This is a genomic window from Paenibacillus sp. J22FR21 (genome assembly GCF_056269135.1).
Genome location: NZ_JBWDNJ010000004.1, coordinates 332,316 through 357,136, shown reverse-complemented (window position 1 = coordinate 357,136; position 24,821 = coordinate 332,316). Strand labels below are relative to the sequence as shown.

General features: G+C 51.7%; 24 protein-coding genes and 1 riboswitch. Of the genes, 20 read left to right on the top strand and 4 right to left on the bottom strand.

The window, feature by feature from the left end; all coding sequences use genetic code 11:
* The first annotated feature begins 69 nt into the window (after positions 1-69).
* The gene (cls, locus tag AC0YNS_RS17090; protein ID WP_475782170.1) at positions 70-1,497 is read left to right on the top strand and encodes a cardiolipin synthase; all 1,428 of its coding nucleotides are present in this window, start codon (positions 70-72) and stop codon (positions 1,495-1,497) included.
* A gap of 5 nt (positions 1,498-1,502) precedes the next feature.
* Here cls and AC0YNS_RS17085 read toward each other — a convergent pair whose 3' ends face one another.
* Both AC0YNS_RS17085 and AC0YNS_RS17080 read right to left on the bottom strand, forming a co-directional pair.
* Positions 1,503-2,735, bottom strand: a complete 1,233-nt coding sequence (locus tag AC0YNS_RS17085; RefSeq protein WP_475782169.1) for an NAD(P)/FAD-dependent oxidoreductase — start codon at positions 2,733-2,735, stop codon at positions 1,503-1,505.
* Between the two features lie 96 nt (positions 2,736-2,831).
* Entirely contained in the window at positions 2,832-3,011 is a 180-nt protein-coding gene (locus AC0YNS_RS17080) for a hypothetical protein (protein WP_475782168.1), read from the bottom strand.
* A 282-nt stretch (positions 3,012-3,293) separates the two neighbouring features.
* On the opposite strand from AC0YNS_RS17080, the gene AC0YNS_RS17075 reads away from it, so the two are divergent.
* Positions 3,294-4,505: an asparaginase gene (locus tag AC0YNS_RS17075; RefSeq protein ID WP_475782167.1), complete on the top strand. Its 1,212-nt coding sequence runs from the start codon at positions 3,294-3,296 to the stop codon at positions 4,503-4,505.
* A 465-nt stretch (positions 4,506-4,970) separates the two neighbouring features.
* Entirely contained in the window at positions 4,971-5,135 is a 165-nt protein-coding gene (locus AC0YNS_RS17070; RefSeq protein WP_475782166.1) for a DUF1328 domain-containing protein, read from the top strand.
* A gap of 113 nt (positions 5,136-5,248) precedes the next feature.
* On the opposite strand, the gene AC0YNS_RS17065 is transcribed toward AC0YNS_RS17070, so the two are convergent.
* Positions 5,249-6,106, bottom strand: coding sequence for an AraC family transcriptional regulator (locus AC0YNS_RS17065; RefSeq protein WP_475782165.1), 858 nt, complete (start codon positions 6,104-6,106; stop codon positions 5,249-5,251).
* Positions 6,107-6,308: 202 nt separating this feature from the next.
* Between AC0YNS_RS17065 and AC0YNS_RS17060 the strand changes: the two genes are divergently transcribed.
* From AC0YNS_RS17060 to AC0YNS_RS17045, 4 genes are all read left to right on the top strand, one after another.
* Positions 6,309-7,484, top strand: coding sequence for a galactokinase (locus AC0YNS_RS17060; RefSeq protein ID WP_475782164.1), 1,176 nt, complete (start codon positions 6,309-6,311; stop codon positions 7,482-7,484).
* 43 nt (positions 7,485-7,527) lie between these two features.
* A complete protein-coding gene (galE, locus tag AC0YNS_RS17055) occupies positions 7,528-8,517 on the top strand; it encodes a UDP-glucose 4-epimerase GalE (RefSeq protein ID WP_475782163.1) in 990 nt (329 codons plus the stop codon).
* Positions 8,518-8,555: 38 nt separating this feature from the next.
* Positions 8,556-10,154, top strand: a complete 1,599-nt coding sequence (locus AC0YNS_RS17050) for a UDP-glucose--hexose-1-phosphate uridylyltransferase (RefSeq protein ID WP_475782162.1) — start codon at positions 8,556-8,558, stop codon at positions 10,152-10,154.
* 183 nt (positions 10,155-10,337) lie between these two features.
* Positions 10,338-10,796 carry a hypothetical protein gene (locus tag AC0YNS_RS17045; RefSeq protein WP_475782161.1) on the top strand — a complete coding sequence of 153 codons (459 nt, stop codon included), beginning with the start codon at positions 10,338-10,340 and terminating at the stop codon, positions 10,794-10,796.
* Between the two features lie 65 nt (positions 10,797-10,861).
* Here the strand turns inward: AC0YNS_RS17045 and AC0YNS_RS17040 are convergent, their stop codons facing one another.
* Positions 10,862-11,089, bottom strand: a complete 228-nt coding sequence (locus AC0YNS_RS17040) for a DUF1128 domain-containing protein (protein WP_475782160.1) — start codon at positions 11,087-11,089, stop codon at positions 10,862-10,864.
* Between the two features lie 104 nt (positions 11,090-11,193).
* On the opposite strand from AC0YNS_RS17040, the gene AC0YNS_RS17035 reads away from it, so the two are divergent.
* The 13 genes from AC0YNS_RS17035 (at position 11,194) to AC0YNS_RS16975 (ending at position 24,772) form a co-directional block, all read left to right on the top strand.
* Positions 11,194-11,823, top strand: a complete 630-nt coding sequence (locus AC0YNS_RS17035; protein ID WP_475782159.1) for a hypothetical protein — start codon at positions 11,194-11,196, stop codon at positions 11,821-11,823.
* Positions 11,824-11,914: 91 nt separating this feature from the next.
* Positions 11,915-12,673, top strand: a complete 759-nt coding sequence (locus AC0YNS_RS17030; protein WP_475782158.1) for a sugar phosphate isomerase/epimerase family protein — start codon at positions 11,915-11,917, stop codon at positions 12,671-12,673.
* An 81-nt stretch (positions 12,674-12,754) separates the two neighbouring features.
* A complete protein-coding gene (locus tag AC0YNS_RS17025) occupies positions 12,755-13,903 on the top strand; it encodes a Gfo/Idh/MocA family protein (protein ID WP_475782157.1) in 1,149 nt (382 codons plus the stop codon).
* A gap of 18 nt (positions 13,904-13,921) precedes the next feature.
* The gene (locus AC0YNS_RS17020; RefSeq protein WP_475782156.1) at positions 13,922-14,506 is read left to right on the top strand and encodes a GNAT family N-acetyltransferase; all 585 of its coding nucleotides are present in this window, start codon (positions 13,922-13,924) and stop codon (positions 14,504-14,506) included.
* A gap of 97 nt (positions 14,507-14,603) precedes the next feature.
* On the top strand, positions 14,604-15,149 hold the full coding sequence (gene yyaC / locus AC0YNS_RS17015) for a spore protease YyaC (protein WP_475782155.1): 546 nt from the start codon (positions 14,604-14,606) through the stop codon (positions 15,147-15,149).
* Positions 15,150-15,176: 27 nt separating this feature from the next.
* A complete protein-coding gene (locus AC0YNS_RS17010) occupies positions 15,177-16,016 on the top strand; it encodes an alpha/beta fold hydrolase (protein WP_475782154.1) in 840 nt (279 codons plus the stop codon).
* A gap of 34 nt (positions 16,017-16,050) precedes the next feature.
* Positions 16,051-16,707 (top strand): DUF6483 family protein, encoded by a 657-nt coding sequence (locus AC0YNS_RS17005; RefSeq protein ID WP_475782153.1) that lies wholly within the window; start codon positions 16,051-16,053, stop codon positions 16,705-16,707.
* 17 nt (positions 16,708-16,724) lie between these two features.
* Positions 16,725-17,918 (top strand): class I SAM-dependent methyltransferase, encoded by a 1,194-nt coding sequence (locus AC0YNS_RS17000; RefSeq protein ID WP_475782152.1) that lies wholly within the window; start codon positions 16,725-16,727, stop codon positions 17,916-17,918.
* A gap of 139 nt (positions 17,919-18,057) precedes the next feature.
* On the top strand, positions 18,058-19,728 hold the full coding sequence (locus AC0YNS_RS16995) for a histidine kinase N-terminal 7TM domain-containing diguanylate cyclase (protein ID WP_475782151.1): 1,671 nt from the start codon (positions 18,058-18,060) through the stop codon (positions 19,726-19,728).
* A gap of 12 nt (positions 19,729-19,740) precedes the next feature.
* Entirely contained in the window at positions 19,741-20,427 is a 687-nt protein-coding gene (locus AC0YNS_RS16990) for a GGDEF domain-containing protein (RefSeq protein WP_475782150.1), read from the top strand.
* A 36-nt stretch (positions 20,428-20,463) separates the two neighbouring features.
* On the top strand, positions 20,464-21,546 hold the full coding sequence (locus AC0YNS_RS16985; RefSeq protein WP_475782149.1) for an HD-GYP domain-containing protein: 1,083 nt from the start codon (positions 20,464-20,466) through the stop codon (positions 21,544-21,546).
* A gap of 31 nt (positions 21,547-21,577) precedes the next feature.
* A riboswitch (cyclic di-GMP riboswitch) is annotated at positions 21,578-21,681 on the top strand.
* 129 nt (positions 21,682-21,810) lie between these two features.
* The gene (locus AC0YNS_RS16980; RefSeq protein ID WP_475782148.1) at positions 21,811-22,524 is read left to right on the top strand and encodes a PilZ domain-containing protein; all 714 of its coding nucleotides are present in this window, start codon (positions 21,811-21,813) and stop codon (positions 22,522-22,524) included.
* 151 nt (positions 22,525-22,675) lie between these two features.
* Positions 22,676-24,772, top strand: a complete 2,097-nt coding sequence (locus AC0YNS_RS16975; protein ID WP_475782147.1) for an O-antigen ligase family protein — start codon at positions 22,676-22,678, stop codon at positions 24,770-24,772.
* The last annotated feature ends 49 nt before the right edge of the window (positions 24,773-24,821 follow it).

The following is a 24,821-nucleotide window of genomic DNA, read 5'->3' as shown; positions in this document are numbered from 1 at the left end:
CCGCTAGGAGGGGGGTGAAAGCTAGTCTAAGAAGGAATGGCTGTTATCGCATGAAAAGGGGGGCTGGACTTGGGGTGGATACTTGCGGCACTGCTCATATTTATCTTCCAAATCGCTACAATTCTTGCACTCGAATACCGTCGTCCGGCCAAAACCGTCGCCTGGCTGCTGATCTTGTTTGTGCTGCCGATCATCGGCTTTGTGATGTATTATTTTCTCGCGCAAGCGTACAAGCGTCAGCAAGAATTTCGTATAATCAGCAGCTCCACCGAGGGGATGAGACGCAAAGCGCTGTCACAGTGCGAGCAGGTGCAGCGACCGAGCGATATGCATAGCGAAGAATTTGCCGAGCAGGAGAGACTCTATTACATGCTGCAGCGGCTGACGTTGTCGCCGATTACGAGCCGCAATGAATCTACTGTGCTGACAGATGCAGATGCTGCTTACGGTGCTATTTTTCAAGCCATTGAGGAAGCTAGGCATCATATTCATATTGAGTTTTATACGATCCGAGATGATCACGTCGGACAGCGGCTTAAGGAGGCACTTATTCGACAATCGAGGGCAGGCATTGAGGTGCGGGTCATCTATGATGGCATTGGCAGCTTGAGTTTAAGCCGCAATTACGTGAAGGAACTTGAGCAGGCCGGTGTACAGATGAGCTGCTTCTTGCCGCCGCGAATGGCATTCTTTGATAAACGGATGAATTTCCGGAATCATCGCAAAATCGTCGTCGTAGATGGACTGGTCGGATATCTCGGCGGCATTAACATCGGAGATGAGTATCTCGGCGGCAATCCGAAGCTCGGCTTCTGGCGGGATACGCATTTGCAGCTTAGAGGGGATGCGGTTTATTTTCTGCAGGAAGTGTTTATGCAGGATTGGTGGTACACCTCGAAGCAGCGGCTGGCGGATCAACTCTATATGCCTGCGCACTCATGCTCCGGCAGTGAGCAGGTTCAGATCGTAGCCAGCGGACCGAACAGCAGAGATGAAGCCATACTGGAATGTGTGTTTGCGGCAGTATCGGTTGCGAAATCGCGTATTTATATCGAAACCCCTTATTTCATTCCGGATCCCAGTCTGTTAATGGGGCTTCGTACGGCAGCGCTAAGCGGCGTCGATGTGCGAATTATCATTCCGTATGTACCGGACACGAAGCTGGTGCTGAATGCGACGCTATCTTATGCGGAGGAAATGCTCGCGGCAGGTGTGCGGATTTATCGGTATCGAAAAGGCTTCATGCATGCCAAAGTGCTCATTGTCGATCACTTGCTGGCATCGGTTGGGACGGCGAACATGGATATGCGAAGCTTCTTCAGCAATTTCGAAATCAATGCGCTTCTGTTCGATGAGAAGGCGATCGACCGACTGGAGGCGGATTTCATGAAGGATATGGAGGATAGCGGCGAGGTCACGCTCGAGGCGTTTATGAAGCGACCGCTTCGGCAGAAGGCCGGAGAAGCTGTTGCGCGTATGCTCTCGCCGCTGTTGTAGCATCATTATACGTTTTGCAAGGATGGTCGGTTCAGAGCCACGATTGAGGCGAGCGGGTGCTCGGTTTGCATAATATGAGCATGGAGAATGCTTGCCCCCATCATGCTGTACACGGTTCCGTTGCCGCCGTAACCGAGACAATAATAGACACCGCTCCAATTCGGATCTTCTCCGATGAAAGGCAGGTTGTCACGCGAGAGTCCGAAGGTTGCATTCCATTCATGCGCAATCGGTGCATCGAAGGAAGGGTAGAAGGCTTGTACGCGAGCGAGCAGCAGCTCCGCATGTTTGCTTCTCGCGTTTTTCTCTTTCAACGGTGCAGGGGATTCTTCATCATAGCCACCGGCAATTACCCGGCCGTCGTCGGTGATGCGCATATAGAAATAAGGACGGGCGGTTTCCCATACAAAATAGTCCTTATACGGAGGCTGAAGATGAGTTTGCGGCTCGGTTACGATGACATAAGTACGGTCCAAATTTGCTTTGATAAGTTGTCCCTGCAGTTCCTCCGGTTCGTAACCAATCGCATAGATGACATGTTTGGCTCGAATGACAGCCTGCGACGCAGTGCGAAGCACATGCGTTCCGTCTGCATCCGTTTCATGGCCGACCACATCGGTATGTTCGTTAACAGCAAGCTTGTAGCGGCTCGTCGCTGCTTCGATAAGGGCATGAACGAATCGAAAAGGATTCAACTGCGCATCCCCTCGAGTCACGATTGCGCCAGGCTTGCTGAATGGGAATGCCGCTGCAATTCGTTCCGGTTCCCAGTAGCTCACATCGAAGTGATGGTGCTTTAGTGTCTCGTATTCGCGCTTCAGCTTGGGCAGATCCTGCTCGGTGCTGGCTACATATAAGCTGCTTTTTGGGCTAAATCCGACATCCGCTTGCAGCTCAGCGGCGATTGCTCCCAGCTGAACGATTGCTTCGGCGCAACCTTTATAGAAGAGAACCGCATCACGCTCGCCAATTTGGTCAATCAAATCGCACAGCATAATGTCATTGCAAAATTGCAGCAAGCCCGTGTTGGCCGTCGTGCTGCCGCCTGCGACATCCCCTCGTTCGAGCAGAATGGTCTTAATTCCCTTCTGGGCGAGCTTGTACGCGCATATTGAGCCCGACATCCCGCCTCCAATGATTGCAACTTCAGCATCCGTATCGCCGTTTAGAGTAGGGTAGGCTGCATGGTTCGTTAGTGTCTCCGGCCAATAGAGATGACCTTTATGTAGTACTTTCATCAGTATCATACCTCCAGTAGCTACTATGCCCATTTTTGGACAAGAAAAAGAGGGATCTTTCATGATCCCTCCACTTCATTAAGCTAAACAAACACGCTATTCTTGAATCGGATCAGGTATGAGACCTTCATCCTGCAGCTGGCTGTTCGTCTTCATATTTTTCATGTCATGGCCGAGTCGTTTCATGTCTTGGTAGTCTTGAACCATTGAACCGTTCTTGGCGTTCGAGACTGGCTTTGACTTGCTTCCGGCTTGCCCGCAGATTGGATTTTCCATGATCGATGGCTCCTTTGGTATACTGGATTAAGCATTGGCACCGGGTGCGCTGGCTTTAACCTTATTTTTCGATAAGGTGTATACTTGACTTCTATATAACCACAGACAGAAGAAGTTGAAACGTGAAACCGAAGAATGGGCTCTCGAATAAGCTGGTAGGGATTGAGGGAATGTAGGGAAAAGTAAGGGAATGTTCGGTAACCTATCGTATTGGCGGAAGTATAGGTGTAGAGGAAAACATATTTGGGGAGTAGGATTGGAAAAATGCCAGAGGTGAGCACGATGATACAGACAGCAACAACAGCAGCGAGTGTGCTGGGAGTTCCGCTCGTTCAGACGACACGAGGCGAGTGGGTAGAAAATGTTCACAGCGGTCACGCGGCAGTCGTGACATGGGACGGTGAACTCATCGCGCAGGTTGGGGATGCGTCTATATGGACGTATATGCGCTCTACCGCTAAACCCATTCAAGCCTTGCCCTCCGTGCTTGGCGGCGTCGTTGACACGTATGGATTGAAGGATGAGGCTATTGCGCTGATGTGCGCATCCCATCAAGGTACGCCGGCACATATTGCCGTGCTGGAACAAATGCTGGAACAAACCGGCGTTCGCGAGGAACAGCTGGTCTTTGGGCCGATGCTTCCGGCCAATCAGGAAGCTCGCGATGAGCTGCTCCGTCAGGGCGGGGCGCCACGTAAGCTGTTTCACGTATGTGCGGGCAAGCACATCGGCATGCTTGCGTTATGCAAACTGCGCGGCTGGCCGCTTGAGACGTATACGCAGCCGGAGCATCCGCTCCAGCAGGAACTGCTGCGCACAGTAGCGATGATTGCGGAGCTTGCTCCGGCGGAGATTGGCAGCGCCATCGACGGCTGCGGCCTGCCGGTGTTCGCGATGCCTATGTGGCGGCTTGCGCTTGTTTATGCGCGTTTTGCCGCTTGGGGCAGCGAACCGGCTTCGCCTGTAGCGGGAGAGCTCGGCGCCGCGGTTGCGAGCGAGTTGCAGGCCGGCGGAGGATTCGGAGCTCCGATTGTGGCAGGTGGCGGCGAAGTTGGCAGGGCCACTGTGCAAATGGCAGAAGCGGGAGTAGCAGCTGGGACGCCGGAGGAAGGGGCTGATGCGCCTGAGGTGGCTGCCATTGCAGCTGCTGCGAAGCGCATCGCCGCAGCGATGATCAGCCATCCGACCCTAGTGGAGGGACCGGACCGGCTGGCGAGCATTATGCTGGGTGACGGGAATGTCGTCGCCAAGAGCGGCGCGCAAGGCGTCTTCGTATTCGGCCTCCGCAAGGAGCGGCTCGCCGTTGTCATTAAGCTGGCCGACGGCGGAGAGTCCCCGTGGCCGGAAGCAGTTTGCGCCATCCTCGAACAGCTGAAGCTTGGCGAAGCACTCATCGCGCGTATCCGCAGCCAAATCTCACCTGAGATCCGAAACGACGCCGGTCAGCTCGTCGGTCACCGCGAATCCTGCCTTACGCTGAAGCTGAACGGATGACCGGATTACTTTCTTCGGCAAGACTAGCTCAAGGAGCAACACAATGGTGGAAACCCGTCGGATTCGGCGGAAGAGTGGCGCTAGGAGTAACATATTGGTGGGAAACCGCCAATGTGACGGGGAGTGCTAAGTTAGTTGGAGAGCGTCGAATCGAGTAACATTAGTTGGCCTCAGTGGTACCAGGTACCGCACATGCTGCATAATCGAATAAATGTGCTCGATGAGCGCTACGCTGTACCGTACATTCGGTGAAATCGCCTGAATTACTCGAATGAGCGGCACTGGATACCTCACATGGTTATAACTAACTATAAAGTAAGCAAAATCAATGGGTTACCTCAGTTCATCCGAGAGTTTGGATGATGAGGTAACCCTATTTTGCGTTTCAAGTAGGAACAGGCTGTTTAAAGCAGAGTAAGGCAAGGTGCTACACCATACAAACGAATCGAACCGAAAGGGTGAGGAATGATGTTGGGATATGCACTTATGTTTTTTATCGTTGCTTTAATCGCAGGTTTTCTTGGTTTTTTCACTCTCGCGTCGGCAGCAGCCGGCATTGCGAAAATCTTGTTCGTTGTGTTCCTGGTGCTGTTTGTGATTTCGTTTATTTTCGGCCGCAGACGCGTTTAGCACTGTGGTCCAGCGCGAAGCGCACCCGCAGCCGTAATCGCGCTAAGCGTTTCGTCCGCGGTGGCAATCGCGCCCTTGCATCAAGCGCCAATTCACGGCAAGCACGAGCCGCGCTATAACCGCCGCATCGCTTCGCGATAGGCCGTCGGCGACTGCCCGTAGAAGCGGCGGAACTGCTTCGAGAAATACAGCGCGTCCTGGAAGCCGACGGACGCCGCGATCTGCTCGATCGTCAGCTCGAGACGCTCGCGCAGCAGCAAATGCGCTTTGTCGATGCGCAGCTTCAGCAGAAACGTGACGGGGGTAATGCCCGTCTGCTGCTTGAAGATGCGCGACAAATAAGCGCGATTGTAGCCGAGCGCATCGGCCATATGCTCGATCGAGATCGGCTCGGCATACTGCGTCGACAGATAGCGGATGACGTCGCCGGTTAGCGCCTCGCTGTCTTGCCCGCGCTGCGCCGCGCCGGAATTCGTTTCGGGCAGAGCCTCGCCGAACTCCGCGAACAACAAGTGCAGGTAACCGACTGCGCGCAGATGCGCCGCCCCACCGCCAATGCGGAAGGTTCGCTGGATGCTGCGGAACAACACGCCAACGCGCGGGTTGTCTCCCGTATCGACGATCGGCATCGCCGAATCGAGACCGGCGCCGACCACCAGCTGTTCCGCGAGCCGGCCTTCAAACGCGATCCAGCGATACCGCCAAGGATCGGCTTCGCTTGATGCGTAACTGATCAGCTGCCCGGGCGGGATAAGAAAGGTCTGCCCGGCTCGCAGCTCATACTGTCCGCCGGCATAAGCGAAGGTGCCGGCGCCGGACAGGATATGATGCATCAAATAAAAATCATAGACTTTAGGCCCGATCATATGATCGGGCTTTGTCTGGCTTTCCCCAGAGAATAATACATATAAATCACCATGTTCGTTAGGAACCGGATTTGACAGAACCGTATAGGTAGGCTGCAGCGACATCGCGCTGAAACACCTCCATTTTCATGTAAATAGCTTGTAAATAGCTTACAGGTATTGTAACACAGCTTGCTCATTAATATCGTTAATAGGTCACAAAATTCCATGTGAAGTTCACATCAAGCCATTTTGTTCCGCCATCTATTCCGCTATACTAAACCTATAAAACAAACAACTAAAATCCAAGAAAGCGGTGTAGCACACAATGGCGAACATCCATGAATTGACTGAACGGTTTCTGAACACATACGGCAAGGAGTCGACAGAGCAAATAGCAGTATTCCATGCACCGGGCCGCGTCAATTTGATCGGCGAGCATACGGACTACAATGGCGGCTACGTTTTCCCGGCTGCACTGACCTTCGGAACTACACTGCTTATTCGCAAACGCGAGGATCAACAGCTTGGACTCGCTTCCACCAACTTTGATCTTCATAAACATATTCCGATTTCACCGATCGTCCATGACGAAGCGGATGACTGGATGAACTACCCGAAAGGCATCGTGAACGAGCTGGAGCAGCGCGGCATCACATTCAGCCAAGGCTTCGACCTCTTGTTCCATGGTGAAATTCCGAACGGAGCGGGCTTGTCGTCCTCAGCATCCATCGAAGTGGTAACGGCTTATGCGCTTCTCACTATGGCAGGTCATGCAACGGACACCGTCCAAATTGCACGCCTCGCACAGAAGTCCGAGAATGAATTCAATGGCGTTCAATGCGGCATCATGGATCAATTCGCAGTCGCGAACGGCAAGAAGGATCATGCGATTCTGCTGATGTGCGACACGCTTGAATACGAGCTGATTCCGTTTAAATCCGGCGATTATCAGATCGTTATCGGCAACACAAACAAACGACGCGGACTGGTGGACTCCAAGTATAATGAGCGCCGCAGCCAGTGCAATCAAGCGGTCGAGGATCTGAAAGCAGCATTCCCTGAGCTCACGCTGCTCGGCCAGCTTTCCTTGGAGCAATTCCAAGCCAACCAGCACCTCATTCAAGATGAAATCGTGCTTAAGCGTGCGAAGCATGTCGTGGAAGAAATCGACCGCGTGCTTCAATCGATGAAAGTGCTCAAAGAAAATGATCTCCAAGCATTCGGCCAATTAATGAACGCTTCTCACGATTCGCTTCGCGACCTGTACGAAGTAACAGGAGACGAATTGGATACAATGGTTGCTGCGGCCCGCACCGTTGACGGCGTACTCGGCTCACGCATGACAGGCGCAGGCTTCGGCGGCTGCACCGTATCCCTTGTTCATAAAGACAGCGTAGAGTCGTTCAAAGCTGAGGTTGGACGCATTTATACGGAAGCAACCGGGCTAGTACCTGACTTCTACGTGTGCACCATCGGCAACGGGGTCGAACAACAACAATAATCTTCACCACCATCACTACACAGATATAGAGGAGGAGAGAACTATGGCAGTTCTAGTAACAGGAGGCGCAGGCTACATCGGGTCGCACGCAGTGGCGGCATTGCATGAGCGCGGCGAGGAAATTGTAATCATCGATAATTTGCAGCAAGGTCATAAGGAAGCGGTACTTGGCGGTAAGTTGTATGTAGGGGATCTGCGTGACGGCGATTTCCTAGACACGGTATTCGGCGAGAATGCGATCGATGCTGTCATCCATTTTGCAGCAAACTCGCTTGTTGGCGAGAGCATGAAGGATCCCGGCAAGTACTATCATAACAATGTCTACGGCACACTATGCTTGCTTGAGAAAATGAACCAATACGGCGTTAAGAGAATCGTGTTCTCGTCAACCGCAGCGACCTACGGCGAACCGGAAAACATTCCGATTCACGAGGAAGATCGTACACTGCCGACCAATACGTACGGCGAAACGAAGCTTTCGATGGAGAAAATGATGAAGTGGTACGATACCGCTTATGACATGAAATATGTGTCGCTGCGTTATTTCAACGCAGCAGGCGCGCATGCAAGCGGTCGGATCGGTGAAGACCATAGCCCGGAGACACACTTAGTGCCGCTCGTGCTACAAACCGCGCTCGGCCAACGCAGTCATATCTCGATCTTCGGCGATGACTATGCAACCGAAGACGGCACTTGCGTACGCGACTACATTCACGTAAGCGATCTGGCAGACGCGCATGTACTTGCCGTAGAAAGATTACGTAAAGGCGGCGACAGCGCGATCTACAACCTGGGCAACGGAACAGGCTTCTCCGTGAAGCAGGTCATTGATATCGCTCGTCAAGTGACAGGCCGTGAAATTCCGGCTGTCATGGAAACGCGCCGCGCCGGCGACCCGGCAGTGCTTGTTGCTTCTTCGGACCGGGCACGCCAAGAGCTCGGCTGGAACCCTTCCCGCAACAAGCTGGAAGACATCATCGGCAGCGCATGGGCTTGGCATCAAGCCAATCCAAGCGGCTATAACAAAAACTAGTAAGTACGCGTGTCGCGAGAGCGAGAGGAGTAAGTCCAATGACTGACCACCACCATCAACATCAATCCCACCCGAGCACGGAAACCGTGCTCCTTCATATAGAACGGCTTGTGCAATTTGCGGTGCAGCGCGGAATGATCGAGCCTCCGCTGGATGTCTATGCATCCCGTAATGCACTGCTTGAACTATTCGGGTTTAACGAAGCGTATGAAGGCGTCGTACCGGAAGAACGGCTGGAGAGCGCCGTACCGCTGCTTGAACCTCTACTGGACTACGGTGCTTCGATCGGTTTAATTGCAGACAATACAACCACCTTCCGCGATCTGCTGGATGCTCGAATTATGGGTCTGCTAATGCCGCGTCCCTCGGAAGCGGCTGCGAAGTTTCGTCGTACATCAGAGAACGAAGGGGTAAGCAAAGCAACCGAAGAGTTCTACCGACTGAGCATCGATTCCAACTATATTCGGATGGATCGAATCGCGAAGAATCAATATTGGGAGCAGCCGACGGCATATGGCAGCTTGGAGATCACCATCAATCTCTCCAAGCCGGAGAAGGATCCGCGGGAGATTGCTTTGCTGAAGTCGCTTGCGCCTGTCAAAAGCAACTATCCCAAGTGTCTGCTATGCGCGGACAACGTAGGCTATGCCGGCCGAGCAGACCATCCGGCTCGTCAGAATCTGCGTATTGTGCCGCTTGAACTGCAAGGCGAGACGTGGTACTTCCAATACTCGCCGTATGTGTATTACAATGAGCACAGTATCGTATTCCACAGCAAGCATGTCCCGATGCGCATTTCGTCGCTCACCTTTGCAAGGCTGCTGGATTTCGTTGAAGCCGTACCGCATTACTTCATCGGCTCCAATGCAGATCTGCCGATTGTAGGCGGCTCCATCTTGAACCATGATCACTTCCAAGCCGGACGCCACGTCTTCCCCATGGAGACAGCTGCTGCCGAGCAAGTATTTGCTCATCCGCAAGGGGATGGCTTAACTTACAGCATCGTAGCTTGGCCGATGTCGGTCGTTCGTCTGAACGGAACGGACAAAGAAGCTGTGCTGCGAGCTGCAGGCAGCATGTTGGATGCTTGGCGTGCATACAGCGACGCGGAAGCGGATATCCTCGCATTTTCCGAGAAGAATGGCGAGCAGGTTCCTCACAATACGATTACGCCAATCGCCAGACTGCGTGATAACGGCGAATACGAGCTCGATCTGGTGCTGCGTAACAACCGCACAAGCGAGGAGCATCCGGACGGCATTTTCCACCCTCATCAGCATTTGCATCATATTAAGAAAGAGAATATCGGCCTCATCGAGGTCATGGGACTTGCGGTACTTCCGGGACGGCTCAATGCCGAACTGGAAGAAATCTCGCACATCCTAACCGGAGAGCAAGCGTTTGATCAAGCCTCCCTTGCCGGCGGACCGCTTGAGAAACACGCAGAGTGGATTGCATCCATCGTGGAGACGCACGGATCGTCGCATACATCGGAGCAAGCAGAGTCGCTTCTTCGCGATGAAGTCGGGCGCAAGTTCCTTGAAGTGCTTATGGATGCAGGCGTCTACAAGCGTACGGCTCAAGGCGCGGAAGCTTTTGCGCGATTCCTTCTTTCACTTGGCTTAAACCGGGTCTAAACGACAAATGCCCATCTCTTGTGACAAGAGAGGTGGGCTATTTCAATTCCCAAGTGGTGAGAAATTAATTATTTTCGAACAAATAATCATATAATTTGTAAATATTATAGAAATTGAAGAGGGATATCGGTAGTTATGGCGAAAAACATATAGAAATCGTATTTCAAGTCGGGGGGATGTTTAATGCCGCTTCCAATTATTCCTATTGATGAATTTCTGGCGTTGTCGACAGATGATCAAGTCGAGAAGCTGAAGCAGTGGAAAATGGACTATACGCTCAAGGATATTCGTGAAGCGTGGGGGTTCAAGCATTCGGCTCAGTATTACATGCTGCTGAAGAAGCTGCGCATCTACGAGCGCGTCGTGAACAAGTCAGACAAATTCTCGCCAGAGCAAATTCTAACATCCAGAACCGGCCCAGAGGCCTATACAGCAGGTGTTTATACGTACAGTGAACGATCCGTTCCAGCCGATCAATTCGGTTATGAGCTGAATGTCACACTGAGCGGCCCGGAGCTCGCAGATAAGCTGGAGCGTCTGGCCCATTTTCTCAAAGGCGAGCATAAAGCGGTTTCCATCAAGCTCTCCATCTCTGCTTCCAAGGCGGTACAAGCTGCCAATGATGAAAGCGCAGACATCTAGTTTCAACCATAATGGGAGAATAAGAAAAACCGAGCGCGTCCCGTCTCGGTTTTTCGATTTGATTTCTATTTCTCGCGAAGCTGGCCAAGCTCGGAAACGATGGCTTCCACTTCACTGATGCTGAATTTATCTTTGCTCGCGACAATATCGTAGATATCCTTCAAATCCTCATATCGCGCTAAGCTGAAATTATTCGCTTGCATGGCAGCGCCTGAGGCCATGCGCAGCTTATTCTTAATTGTATCAATCATAAACGCGACGTTGTCTTGGGTTGCTTCCGATAAGTTGTTCATTGGTTGATAGCTCCTCTCCATACAGGTCTGTGCTCGTATTGTAACATGCCTCACATCGTACATGCTACGCCTAATAAGCCGTTGTTAAAGAGTGGAGGATATGGATGAAGATACGTTTATTGCATAAACAAGTTGATTCTGAGCAATGCCCGCTATTATATGAAACGAGCTTCGAACAGGAACAAGAGCTGGATAATTGGCGGATTTGCAGCGGAGAGTGGTGGGTCGAGGACGGCTGGCTGCAGGGCAGGAATCCGCTGAATGCACCTGGCGTGCTGCTGAGCAAGCAGGATTATCCCGGCAATGTGCTGGTGGAATTCGAAGGCCGCACGGTTCTGCCGAGCACACATGATATTAACCTAATGTGGAATACAAGCTGGGATGAGGAGAAGAACATGCGTGGCGCCGCTTACGTCGCCGGACTCCAAGGCTGGTGGGAAGGTAAAATCGGCCTCGAGAAGTCTCCCGAATATAAACTGAATGCGGCTACGCCTTTGTTTGATTTTGAACCAGGCCGTATTTATCGCATTCAAGCCGGCAGTATCGACGGACATTGTTTTGTCTGTGTGGACGGCAAGCTGCTGCTTGAGCTGACCGATTACGATCCGATCGATTCGCAGCTCCACGCGAAGGTTGGCTTCGAAGCTTACGCAAGCTTCATCCAAATTCGAAATGTCCGGATTCGATCCATTGAATGGCAGCCGCTCGTTCGTTCATATCCTGCTGAATTTTGAGAGAAGAAGTCAATAAACAGCAACGAAGCCGGTTTATAATGAGTACAAGATCAAACCATGAATCATGACCAAACGGAGGCTGAATTTGACTATGACTTCACCTAAACTAGGTTTAATCGGCATTATGCATGAAGAAATGAAAGGGGATCTGTGGGGAACACTTCGCCGAATCGCGGATATTGGCTATAAAGGGATTGAGGGAGCGGAGCTGCTGCTTCCGGGCGATACAGCGGAGAATGTACGTCGGTTCCAAGATCTGGGGCTGCATGCGATCACACTGAGTGCCAGCCGTGAAACGCTGCGCGGCGAGCTGGATACGATTATTGCGAATGCAAAGGCCGTACAAACCTCCCATGTATCGGTGTGGTGGGGGCCGTGCAATTCCAAAGAAGAGCTGCTTCAAGACGCCGAGCTGTACAATGCAGCTGGTGCGAGGCTGGCTGAAGAAGGGATAAAGCTGTGCTACCACAATCATGAGCATGAATTTCTGACATCCTTTAACGGGGTGTCTGCTATGGATATTCTCGTGGAGTACACCGATCCGAAATCGGTATTTTTCGAAATGGACATTGCCTGGATTACGATGGGCAAAGCGGATCCTGTACAAGTACTGCGCCGGATGGCCGGACGCGTTCCCTCCATTCACATCAAGGATGTGTTCCGTACAAATGAGAAAGGCCACTGGACGGCAGTCGGGACGGGCGTTGTCAACATCAGCGATTCCATTCGTACGGCCAAAGAAATCGGCGTAGATTGGATGGTTGTGGAGCAGGATAATCTGCGCAATCTGACTCCGATGGAAACCATTACAGCAAGCTACTTGAATTTGAAAGAAGCAGGCTTAATCTAGAATAGCGAATAGAACGATTGCTTCGGGGAACTGGGGCAATCGTTTTCTTATGAGAATCCAACATGTGGAGGCGGCTGGGAGATGACGATTAAAGTAGGTATCGTTGGCGCTAGAGGACTTAGTACACTGCAAGGATTTCGGTGCATCGAGGATACAGAGGTAGTAGCGCTTTGTGATTTGGATGGGGAATATGTGAAAGAAGCTGCAGCGAAGAATGGGATTCCTCGGACCTACCGCGTATTCGAGGATATGCTGGAGTCGGATATTGATGTCGTTGTCGTTTCAACACCTATGCAGCTTCATGTCCCGCAAACGATTGCTGCATTGCAAGCAGGCAAGCATGTGTTAAGCGAAGTGACGGCAGGCGTAACGATGGACGAATTGTGGTGGCTGAAGGAAACCGTGGAGTCAACGAACAAGGTGTATATGATGGCAGAGAACTACTGCTACATCCCGCAAAATCAACAGATTTTGAATATGGTGAAGCAAGGGTTGTTCGGTGATGTTTATTTCGGAGAAGGCGAATATTTGCATGACATTCGGAGTTTGGCCACGCGGTTCAACCGTGAAGGCACGACTGCAGGTTCTAAGCCGACTTGGCGCAACTACTGGCAGCTTGGTAAACGAGGCGCCTATTATCCGACTCACAGTCTAGGGCCGGTTATGCAGTGGTTTCAGGGCGATCGTATTCGTTCGGTATCCTGCTTCGGAACAGGCTGGCATACGGATAAACGTTTCCGCCAAGAGGATACGTCCGTTACCATGTGCCAGATGGAAAGCGGAAAGCTGATTAAGCTGCGGATTGACTGCATTTCGAAGCGTCCGCACAATATGAGCTATTACACGCTGCAAGGGACGCAAGGCAGCTTCGAGGCACCTCGCGGATTAGGCGATACGCACAAAATTTGGCTCGAGAGCATGGGCGATCCGGAGGATCATGCAGCTTGGCGACCGCTCAGCGATTACAACGACTATTTGCCCGAGCGTTATAAGAATGTGACAGAAGAGCAGAAGGCAGCAGGCCATTGGGGCGGCGATTATTTCATCGTAGAAGACTTTGTTGAAGCGGTGAAAGGGAATCGCAAGCCTGCTATCGATGTCTATGATGCTTGCGAATGGACGGCAGTTGCGCTCTTATCGGAGTTATCCATCATGAACGGCGGACGGACGATCGACATGCCGAATTTCAAGACAAGCGCATCCTTCAAGGATCAGATCATTAAACTTTAAAAAAGGAGCAATCAACCCATGAGCGAACAACAGCATTCATCTCAATTGTTTATGGTTCGAGAGGATATTTCCGCATTGCCCGCACTTACGCTTCCTGCCGGATATGGCGTACGCAGCTTGCAGCCGGGTGATGAGCAAGCTTGGGAGCATATCATAAACGACTCCTTCGGAGGGGAGCATCCATTCGATAGAGAAATGGCTTCCGACGAGCCGTATAAGCCGGAGCGGGTATGGTTCATTACGGATGATCAGGATGTACCGATTGCAACTGCTTCCGCATGGTTCCGCCCCCAATATAGTGAAACGACCGGTTACTTGCATATGGTAGGACTCCTCCAATCGCAAGGAGGGAAGAAGCTGGGGCTTTATGTCAGCCTGGCAGCGCTGCTGCATATGGTGCAAGAAGGCTGCACGCGAGCGGTGCTGAACACGGATGATTTTCGGATCCCTGCCGTCAAAACGTACCTGAATCTCGGGTTCGTGCCTGTCTGTACAGACAGCGGACATCATGCTCGCTGGCAAGCTCTGGCGAACAAGCTGAACTGCTCCATAGACGTTATTCAGACGGATGGTACCTCGCTGATTCTAGAACCTCACTCTTAATTGGCGAGAATGCCTCATCGTATTGAGAGGGTAGATTTGAAGAGGGAGCCGCATTTCGTTACAATGAAGTCAGCTATGTGCGAAGGAGTCGTTCATCATGGGAAGCCGGGCGAAAGCGCGCAGACATCGAATTGAAGACCCGGTTGCCCGGGAGCGCGCAGGCATCGACGGGACCAAAGCCATGCTGCGGGAAGCGGCAGTAATCCAGCCTGACCAATCGAAGGTTCTCTTCGTATGTATCGGAACGGATTGCTCCACAGGCGATTCGTTCGGTCCTTGGGTGGGCACGATGCTGAAGGAGGCCGGCTGGCCGAATGTGATCGGAACTTTGGAGCATCCCTGCGATGCGGATCACTATGAAAGGCTCGTTGCCGACATTCCGTCATTCATGACGGTGGTTGCTATAGATGCTTGTTTGGGTAAGAAGAATGAGGAGCCATGTTATATGATTGGGAGAGGACCGCTGTTCCCGGCACAGGCGGTCGGCAAGCGACTGCCGCCGATCGGCGATTACAGCATTGCCGGAATCGTCGCGCCGCACAGTGTGAAACCTTACTGGGTGCTGCAGCACGCTTCTTTATTCGAAGTGATGGGAATGGCCCGCACTCTCTCGGATACAATAAATGAGGTATGGACGCTATAAGAATGGATTGAGAAGGGAAGAAGCCGAATGACTAAGAAGCAGCTTTCTCTGGCTAATAACGCCTTTCAATTACCGAATGGTCAAACGATTGCTTATTATGATTCCAAACCGCAAGCCGGTGAATCGGCGGCCGATACGGCTATTGTGCTCTTGCATGGCTTCTGCGGAAGCTCTGCCTATTGGGTAGAGGTAGTGTCCGAACTTTCTGCGCATGGGCGTGTTATTGCGCCGGATCTTCGCGGGCATGGCGGAAGCTCAGCACCGGAACATTCTCCCTACGAAATGGAGCAATTCGCAGAGGATCTCTTGTTTCTGGTGCGCGAGCTCGGCATCGAGCGCATCTGTTTATTCGGGCATTCGCTCGGCGGTTATGTGTCGCTTGCGTTTGCGGAACGGTATCCTGAACTGCTGAGGTCATTTGCCCTCGTACATTCTACTGCGAAGCCAGATAGCGAGGAAGCCAAAGGAAACCGGGATAAAGCGGCGAAAGCACTGCTTGCTGATGGCATTGGTCCATTTGTAGAAGGACTGGTTCCGAAGCTGTTTGCGCCTGCTCATAAAGAAACGATGGCAGCGGCTATTGCGGATATGATCGAGATCGGGCGAGGGACTTCAGCAGCCGGAGCAGCAGCGACAGCGCTCGGAATGAAGGCGCGTCCTGATCGGACCGGCGTGCTGGAACAATTAAACGTGCCGCGTTTGCTCATTGCAGGATCTGAGGATGGAGTCATCGCCCCTGCGAATACATTTACGGTGGATGGTCCGCATGTTACGCAAGTGCTTCTTGAAGGCTCCGGTCATATGAGTATGATCGAGGATCCGGAGCGGCTGGTTGAAGAGATGGTCGCTTTTGTTAAGTCGCTTTAAGCGGCAAGCATGAAGTGGAGAGGGGATGCGACCGTTGTTTCAAAGGGATTATTTTATGCGGATGATTGAGCAGATGAGTGAAGTAGTCGGCCAAGTAATGGGGCTGAGGCAGCAGCGTAAGCAAGAGGAGGCGCTGCTTGTCATTGACGAGCTGCTCGATCGGCAGTTTCGGATGAACGGGAAGCTGATTCGTCAGCTGTCGGATGCAGATCTGGTTCGCATGATGACGACGAACGGGATCGTAGAAACCGCCAATCTGCATGCGGTGGCGCTGCTGATCAAGGAAGAAGCTGAAATTCTTACCGAGCTTGGCAGGCAGGAGCAGGGGTACCCGCTGCAGCTGAAATCCTTTCATCTCTTCATGCGGCTGGCCATTCTGGATGCGCCGGCGCTGCTGCGCACGCCTTCGGAAGAAGCGGCGGAGCTTGAGGCGAAGCTTGGTATCTACGAGCTTCCGAGAGAGACGAAACTGCTGATGTGGGAATGGCATGAAAGCGACGGACGCTATGATGAGGCTGAGAATGTGCTGCATGAGCTTGCGGAGGATGGTGCAATAGAGGCAGAGGAAGTGCTGGGGTTCTATCGCCGATTGCTGCTGCTGCCGGATGAGTCACTCCTGCAAGGCGGCTTGCCTCGCGATGAGGTGAATGAAGGATTAGAACGAATAAGGCAACAATTGATGCAAGCTTAGGAGCTGAATAGTAACGGATGGGAAGCAAGGAACAATGGCAATCGGATATTGAGCAGTGGGTGGACAGCGGGCAGCTGCGGCAGGCGACCTTTAGCCAATTGCGCCGCAAGGACGGCCAAGTGCCGGCTAAGACGGTTATTCGTCCGATTGAACTCAAGGGAACGCTGCATTATCAATTTCAATATTATATCGACAATAAAGTAACGCATGAGAATGTGCCGCAAGCGGATGCGGCCGATCGAATTACAGCTTGGCTGGAGCAGCATTATCGGCAGGCGTTGTTCAAGACGAATGACGCAGATGTACAGGTTCTGTTCTCGAAGAAAGGTAAAGCAGCGATTGTCTCGAAACCAGCTACGGCTAAAGCAGATTCAGAATCGCTATCCCATAATAGGCAGAAGCAGCGTGTCGTTCAAGAGGGCGAAGCAGCTCCGTTCATGGTTGAGCTGGGCATTATGACCAAGGATGGTCAAGTGATCGCGAAGAAACAGGATAAGTTTCGTCAGATCAACCGTTTCTTGGAGATGGTTACGGACGTGCTTCCTCATCTGCCGGCTGATCGCGAAATTACGATTGTGGACTTCGGCTGCGGCAAGTCCTATTTGACGTTTGCCCTCTATCATTTGCTTGCCGTGAAGCAGCAGCGAAGCATCTCGGTAGTCGGTCTTGATTTGAAGGCCGATGTCATAGCATTCTGCTCTGAGCTTGCACAGAAGCTCGGTTATGATAAATTGAAATTCCAAGTCGGAGATATTGCGCAGTATAAGGATCAATCCAAGGTGGATATGGTCGTTACGCTGCATGCTTGCGATACGGCGACTGACGCGGCTCTGGTCAAAGCGGTAGAATGGGGAGCTTCCGTCATTCTGTCCGTCCCTTGCTGCCAGCACGAGCTGTTTCGGCAAATCCGGAACGACGCCATGGCGCCTCTTCTGACGCATGGCCTTCTTAAGGAAAGGTTCTCTGCGCTTGCGACAGATGCCATCCGCACGCAGCTCCTGGAAGTGCTGGGCTATCGCACGCAGCTGCTGGAATTTATCGACCCGGAGCATACGCCCAAAAACATGCTGATCCGAGCAGTCCGTACAGCAGGTGCTGCGGCTGATTCGGCGCGCAAATGGCAGGAGTATGTCGTCTTCCGCGACATGCTGCAAGTGAAACCTTACTTGGAACAGGCGCTTGGCGACCGATTAAAGCAGGTGCACAACTAATATTTGTTGTTCATGTCAATAAAGGTAACAACTTTATTGTCGAATAAATAAACAGTATGGTAGAATATAGTTACTTCTAAGTAGATTGTCCCAATTCTTTGATACGTTTAACAATTTGATTGTGATTTGGGTGAAGCGAATGGGACTAATGACAGGGCTGGACTTGAGCCTATTTCTTTTTTTGTTCACCATTTTCATCTATGTATTTGCATTTAATGTGATCACAACGCAGCATAAGGTCTATCTATTATTTCACTTCTTCATGATGATTTGGCCACTCGGTCAAGTCGGCATCCACACAACGGATCAACCACACCTCCAGATTATATACATTAATATTTCCTTTGTTGGTTTATCGATGCTTGGCTTCGGGTGGCTTCTATTTACGAAATTTCTGGTAAACGTCAACTACCGGCCGAGTCGCACAACGCTCGTATACATGCTGCTGCCATCCGTTCTTATCTCGATCGGCGTGTTATGGAATCCGTGGGATGCCTTCGCTACCACGGTGGATAATACGTATGATGAGAGGGTCTATGGGCCTATCTTCTGGATCATGGTAGGTGTGTTAATTTCGTATTACGTGTATACGGTACGGATCTTGCTGAAGGCGTACCGTTCACGCAAGCTGTCACAGGATCGAGTACGAATCGCCAACGCACTCACGGGCATATTTATTATGATGGCGTTTCCATTAATGGATTTAGTAGTTAACGTCATTCTTGATCCTTGGCTGCCGGTTATTCCCGGCCTTACGTCGCTTGGCATCGTGTTGTCTGATTTGTATTTCGTATTCTCCTTGAAGAAGCATCGTTCGCTCGACTTGGTTAAGATCGCGCAGCAGGATGTGATGGATACGTTGTCTGTAGGCATTATCGTGCTGGATGAGCATGACAATGTCATTGAGATGAACCGGATTGTCAGCCCGCGTCTTCAAATTGTTATCGGCGAAACGCTCCATATGGAGGAACTGCTCACTTGGTGCAATATTGACAAAGTGAATGAAGAAGAGTTTCTGCACGCGTATAGGACGGACCCTTCTCAGCGAATCCAGACCGAAATCATGATTGAACAGGATGACTCGCACAAGCAGTACTTCTCCCTGCATGTCGGGCCGATCATTGTTAATAAAGGCAGGATCGGCAAGGTCATCACGTTTCAAGAAATTTCCGAGCTTAAGTCGCTTATCTTCAAGTCGCAGGAGCAGTATGCTTCGATGCAAGAGCGCAACCGTGCACTCATCTTTATGCAGGACGAGCTGTTTCAAGCGAATCGCAAGCTGGAACAGATGGCGATTACAGACAGTCTGACAGGCTGCTTTAACCGTAGATTTCTGATGCAGCAGTTAGAGCATGAGGTACTGACGAATGTTCGTTACAAGATTCCGTTTGCGCTCCTATTGTTTGATATCGATTTGTTCAAGCTCGTAAACGATACTTACGGTCATGTGATCGGTGACGAAGTCATTCGGAGAACGGCCGATGCCGTTCGTGGCGCATTAAGAAGAACAGATATATTGGCACGCTATGGCGGGGAAGAGTTTACGGTCTATTTGCCTCATACGAATAAAGAACAAGCAGACATGCTCGCTCAGCGTATTCGTGAGGTTGTTCAGAACAACGAGATTGCCATAGGTCGCGGGCGCTCGCCGGTATCTGTAACAATCAGCATGGGAATGCTTGTGGTGGAAGAACAGTCCGAGCTTCAGATTGAGGACGTCAAAGGTTATATTAGAGACTTGTTCTCGAAGGTGGATTCCGCATTGTATAGAGCCAAAGACAATGGTCGTAATCGGGTAGTGAATTTATAAGGAGGACTGCGAATGTCGCGTAACGGACGTCTTACAGCGTGTGTGGCATCATGTGGAACAACACTAGCTGCAGCGAGTTTATGCCTACTTGCAAGTAAGACACCTACGCCTCTCGCTGTTCTAATCGGTACCGCTGCATTTGCAGCGGCAGCCCTGCCTATTGGTTATTTCTTAGGACTCAAATACGATCGATTGAAGGAAGCTTCCATTCTAGACAGTTTAACAGGATTGTATAATCGCAGGTTCATCGAGGCCAATTTCAAGAAGCTGGCGACTAAAGCAAAGCGCAATCGGAAGAAAATGACGGTCATGTTGCTCGATGTCAATGATTTCAAAGAAGTCAACGACCGTATGGGCCATAACCAAGGGGATACCGCGCTTGCGTTGATTGCAAGAACACTTACGGAATGCGCAACCTACGGTGAAATTATCGGCCGCTGGGGCGGCGATGAATTCATCCTTATTTGTCCCTATGCAGATGACAAAGGAATAGATCGAATCGTAAAGCTCATTCACGAACAGCTCTTTAGCATTTCATTGCGAACCGGATTACGATTGTCAGTTTCGGTTGGACATGCTTCGTTTCCGGAACACGGTATGGAGATTGGCCAGCTGCTGCAAACTGCGGACAAACGAATGTACGCAGAGAAATATGTCCGTAAAGCGCAGTTGACCGAACCGACAGCTTTACAAGCTTAATCCGGGAGCAAGCGGTAAAGGCGGGAATAAACACCGATGAGAAAAGTTCACATCAACTCCGTTCAGCCGGGAGAAAAGTTAGCTCGCCCTATTTTGCAGGAGAATGGGAACATATTGCTTGGCGCCGGTGTGGAGTTAAATCAACGATTTATCGACAGATTGGTTGGTTTAGGCATCGACATGCTTTTCATTGATGATCCCCTGACAGAGGGTTTGGAGCCAACTACGGCTATTCAAGACAGCACGCACAAAGCGGCATCGGATACGATTTACAAGACGATGAATACGCTTATGGATCAACAAGTTACGAAAGGGCGAACGATTGCCCCTGAGCTTGGCCGCACCTTCCGTAAGGTATTCGGCGACATTATGCAGGATCTCATTAGACGTGAAGATGTTATGGTCAGCTTGACGAACATTCACGTGGCGGACAGCTACTTGTTCCACCATTCCTTGAATGTCACGATACTTGCAGGCATTATGGGGTTAGCCAGAGGGTATAACCGAACGCAGCTCGAAGAGCTTGGCATGGGTGCGATGTTGTTCGATATCGGCATGACACGGCTGCCGAAAGAGATTTTGACGAAGACGACTGTATTGACGCCAAGCGAGCGGGCGCTCATGGAGAAGCATACCGAGGATGGCTTCAACATCATCAGAGCGCAGCATGATATTAGTTTACTCTCGGCACATTGCGCGCTGCAGCATCACGAGCGATATGATGGGACAGGTTATCCGCGCAAGCTTAAGCGGGAGGCTATTCATGAATACGCTCAAATCGTGGCGATCGCAGATGTATACGATGCGCTTACTTCTCCAAGGCCGCATCGCAAACGCTATACGCCATCGGAAGCGATCGAGTTTCTGTTCGCTGCTGGAAACACCTATTTTGATTTAGAATTGATCAAAATTTTCTGTAAGCATATATCCATTTATCCGGTTGCAACAACGGTACTGCTCAGTTCGGGGCAAATTGCCGTCGTTGCTTTGAACGACCCGCTCGCGGTTCATCGTCCAACGGTTCGGATCATCCGAGAGCCTGACGGAACAGCGCCTGCTACAGCATATCAGATCGACCTCAAAGACCAACATAAACTAATGATCGTGAAAGAACTGTAGGTAGGTTAGCATTCTGCTGACAACTGCATATCATCGATACTGGCAAACTTATCGAAAGGTAAGGACGCAAAGTTAAAGGGTCTAAATGTCCGCTCTTCATTATGTAAGCGAACAAATGACAGCCTGACTGCCGAAATGAACACCCGAGATATCTCGCGGTTCCGGAAGCGGCTCCAGTATTACATGAGGAAGCGCTTTTTCTGTTTTATAGCGCCGTACTGTCGTTGCGGGAGCGTTTCTTCATATGTGAAGGGGGAAAAGTAAATGTCAGGCTTAAATGAACGAATCGGATCAAGTAAACCTACCTTTACCATGAAAGCACTGCTCCACAGCCGTACGATGGTCGAGAAAGAAGGTTATGTTGCCACAGGGGTGCTTGCCCATGCAGAAGGCGAAATGATGGAAATCGAACTGACGGAATTCAAGAACTTCGAGCTCGGTGAACCGGTTAGTTTAACCGTCTATTCACCGGTCGGCATTCACCGGCTGCAATCGACGATTATTGCGAAGGCGGAAGGTTCTATTGCGGTTATTTTCCCAGCTCGCTCGCTAACGGGACTTGATGAGAAACGGGAATCGCCGCGAATTGATATTGAGGCAAGAGGCACGATATCGCGTACGTATTCGCAAGAGGTTGAAGGCTCCAAAGGGAATAAAATGACGATTGAAGCTACAGACAGCTTCGATATAGAGCTTAGAAATATAAGCGACACCGGGATAGGGTTTTCCTTGATGAGCCCACCGACGCTTGCGCAAGGTGATACTCTCGAAGTGAGCTTATCACTGGGCTTTAAACTGGATTGTAAGGTTGAAATTATCCGCAAGGATAATGGAAATGAATGGAAGTTTTACGGAGCTCGCTTTCAAGAGTTAGATGAGCAGCAGCAGCGGGCGCTTCGAGCTTATTTGCTGCGTATGCAAATTGAAGCCTATTTCAAGCTTAAGCAGGAGAAATTAACGGCTAAGAAGGGCAGATAAACGCGATTTCAGCGTTGCATATATAAGAAGGCGTTTGAACGGATGATGGTGATCCGGCAGCGTCTTCTTTTTTATAGTCGGACCGTCAATTATGGTACAATTGGAAAAATAACGTAAATCAGATGGGGTTTGAGCAAAAGGGGAAGTGGTTATGCGAAGTGGACTGGCTGCGCTAGCCGTGGCAATTATACTGGCTTGTTCGGCTTATCGCAACGGGATGTTCTTTGATACGATCTTTTATCGGTGGGAATGGATCATCATGGTCGTATGTATACTCGTCATTGGTGCGGGTTCGATTGTTCATTCTCGGAAAGAGGACAGACGGTTCAGCCAGCACGTGCCTTTATCAATCTACGGCCTGCTTGCGATGGCGATGTTATACGGGATTGCCCTGTTTCATCGACCGGCATCCACGCTTGGCAGCCTCGAGGAGGCATTGCGATGGATGGCCAATGCGGCTTTTGCCATTACATTGTACAGCTGGTTCTGTACCAGCTCCGACACGGCTGTGCGGCAGCAGCGTTTGAGATGGCTTTCTGCAGCGATTCAAGGCTCAGGCGCTTTCGTAATCGCTGGCGCAATTGCGGGTTGGATGGGATGGATCACGTTCCCTGAGATCATCATGACTACCGGTGATGTAAGGCTGTCGGCTGTTGGAGCGCGCTTGTCCGGGTTCATGCAATATCCGAATTTCCTAGGTGCTGTTGCAGGAGCCTATCTCCTGTATTATTTGGTCTTGCTAATTCGATCAAGGGCTGCTGCATTAACGTTCATAGGGGCTGCAGCAGCGGTAGTGCCGGGTGTCCTGGCACTGCTCCTGACCGAATCAAGGGGAGCGTGGCTTGTAACCGCGTTTGTATGGTTCGGCGGACTTCTGATGCTTCGAGGTAAAGAGCGCATAGCATGGCTTATCTATAGCGGCTGGGCTTTGATTGGCGGAGGGGCTGCGTATCGGGCTGTCGTTCAAGCAGGTTTGCGAAGCGGTAATGCAAGTACAGCTGCGGGCGTGGATGCCCAGTTTGCGCTGCATGGTGCGACTTCACAAGAAACCGTGCTATTGCTGATTATCTGCGTGGCTGCGCTTGCCGGATTTATAGGTTTGCAGTGGACGCTGGCAAGAGGAAGAGAGCAGCTGCTTAGCCGGATCGCATGGGGATGCTGGCTTGTAGGTTTACTTGGCATGATCATGCTGCTTCCGGCGGTCATTCAAGGACGGTTGAGCGGCGGGTACCAGACGGCCGGCGCACGGGGGTTATTCTATCAGGATGCGTGGCTGCTCATGAAAGAAGCACTGTTCTTCGGACGAGGCGGCGATACGTGGCGCATGCTGTTTACACAAGTACAGACAGCCCCTTATGTAGGAAATGAAGTACATAGCGGTTACATCGAAATTGCGCTCGATCTTGGCATTGTCGGGCTGTTGGTTTGTGCCATGGTCCTGTTCTTCCTGCTGCGGCAAGTGTGGCAATCGAATCGGATCGGCCTGCTGCCTATTAGTGTGCTGCTACTGCATGCGGCAGTGGATTTCGATATGTCCTTCGGGTATTATTGGCTCTTGCTGCTCAGCCTGGTAGTCTACTACTCCGGTGAGAGCACGGCGGAAGGAAGGCGCGCCATTCTTGCGGCGCCGCCGCTGCGATCGCTGCGGACCGCGCTGCTTGTCGCGGCCGCGGTAGGTCTAACCGCCGCTGCTGTGCTCAGCGTTCGGTTCGACCGTGCCGTGCAGTATCGCGAGGCGGCTGTGTCAGCCGCTCGCAGTGCTGCTGCGCAAACAGCCGCGCTTCGCGCGGCGCTCGAGTGGAATCCGTATTGGACGCGGATTCGACTCGAACTTGCAGCATTGGCACCGCCGCCGGAACGGGCGGTGCTGCTGGCGGCCGGACTGCGTTATGAGCCGCAGTCCGTGCCGCTCTTGTGGGCGCTCGGCGCAGCTGCAGCCGAGCAGAGCGATGTGCACGGCGCGGCGGCGTATTGGCGCCTCGCCTTGCACTATGATCGTTACGACCGCGAGAAGCAGACGGACGCGGTCGTCACGATGGCGCAGCTCGCGGATGGCATGCGAGCTGCTTCGCGCCTCGCGGATGCAAGGCTGGCCGCGCAGACGGCCGTTACCTTCTTCGAAGCGTATGAGGCGCAGAAGAACAACCCCGGCGTGAACGGCCGCAAGTTTGCCGTCACGGCAGCGTCCCAGGCAGCGGCGGATCAGAGCCGCCTGCTGCTCAAGCAGCTCGGCCCGGCGGCGAGCTAAGCAAGCTCTATCGTCTTGCTTATTACTATTTTGCGTCTTGCTTATTTCT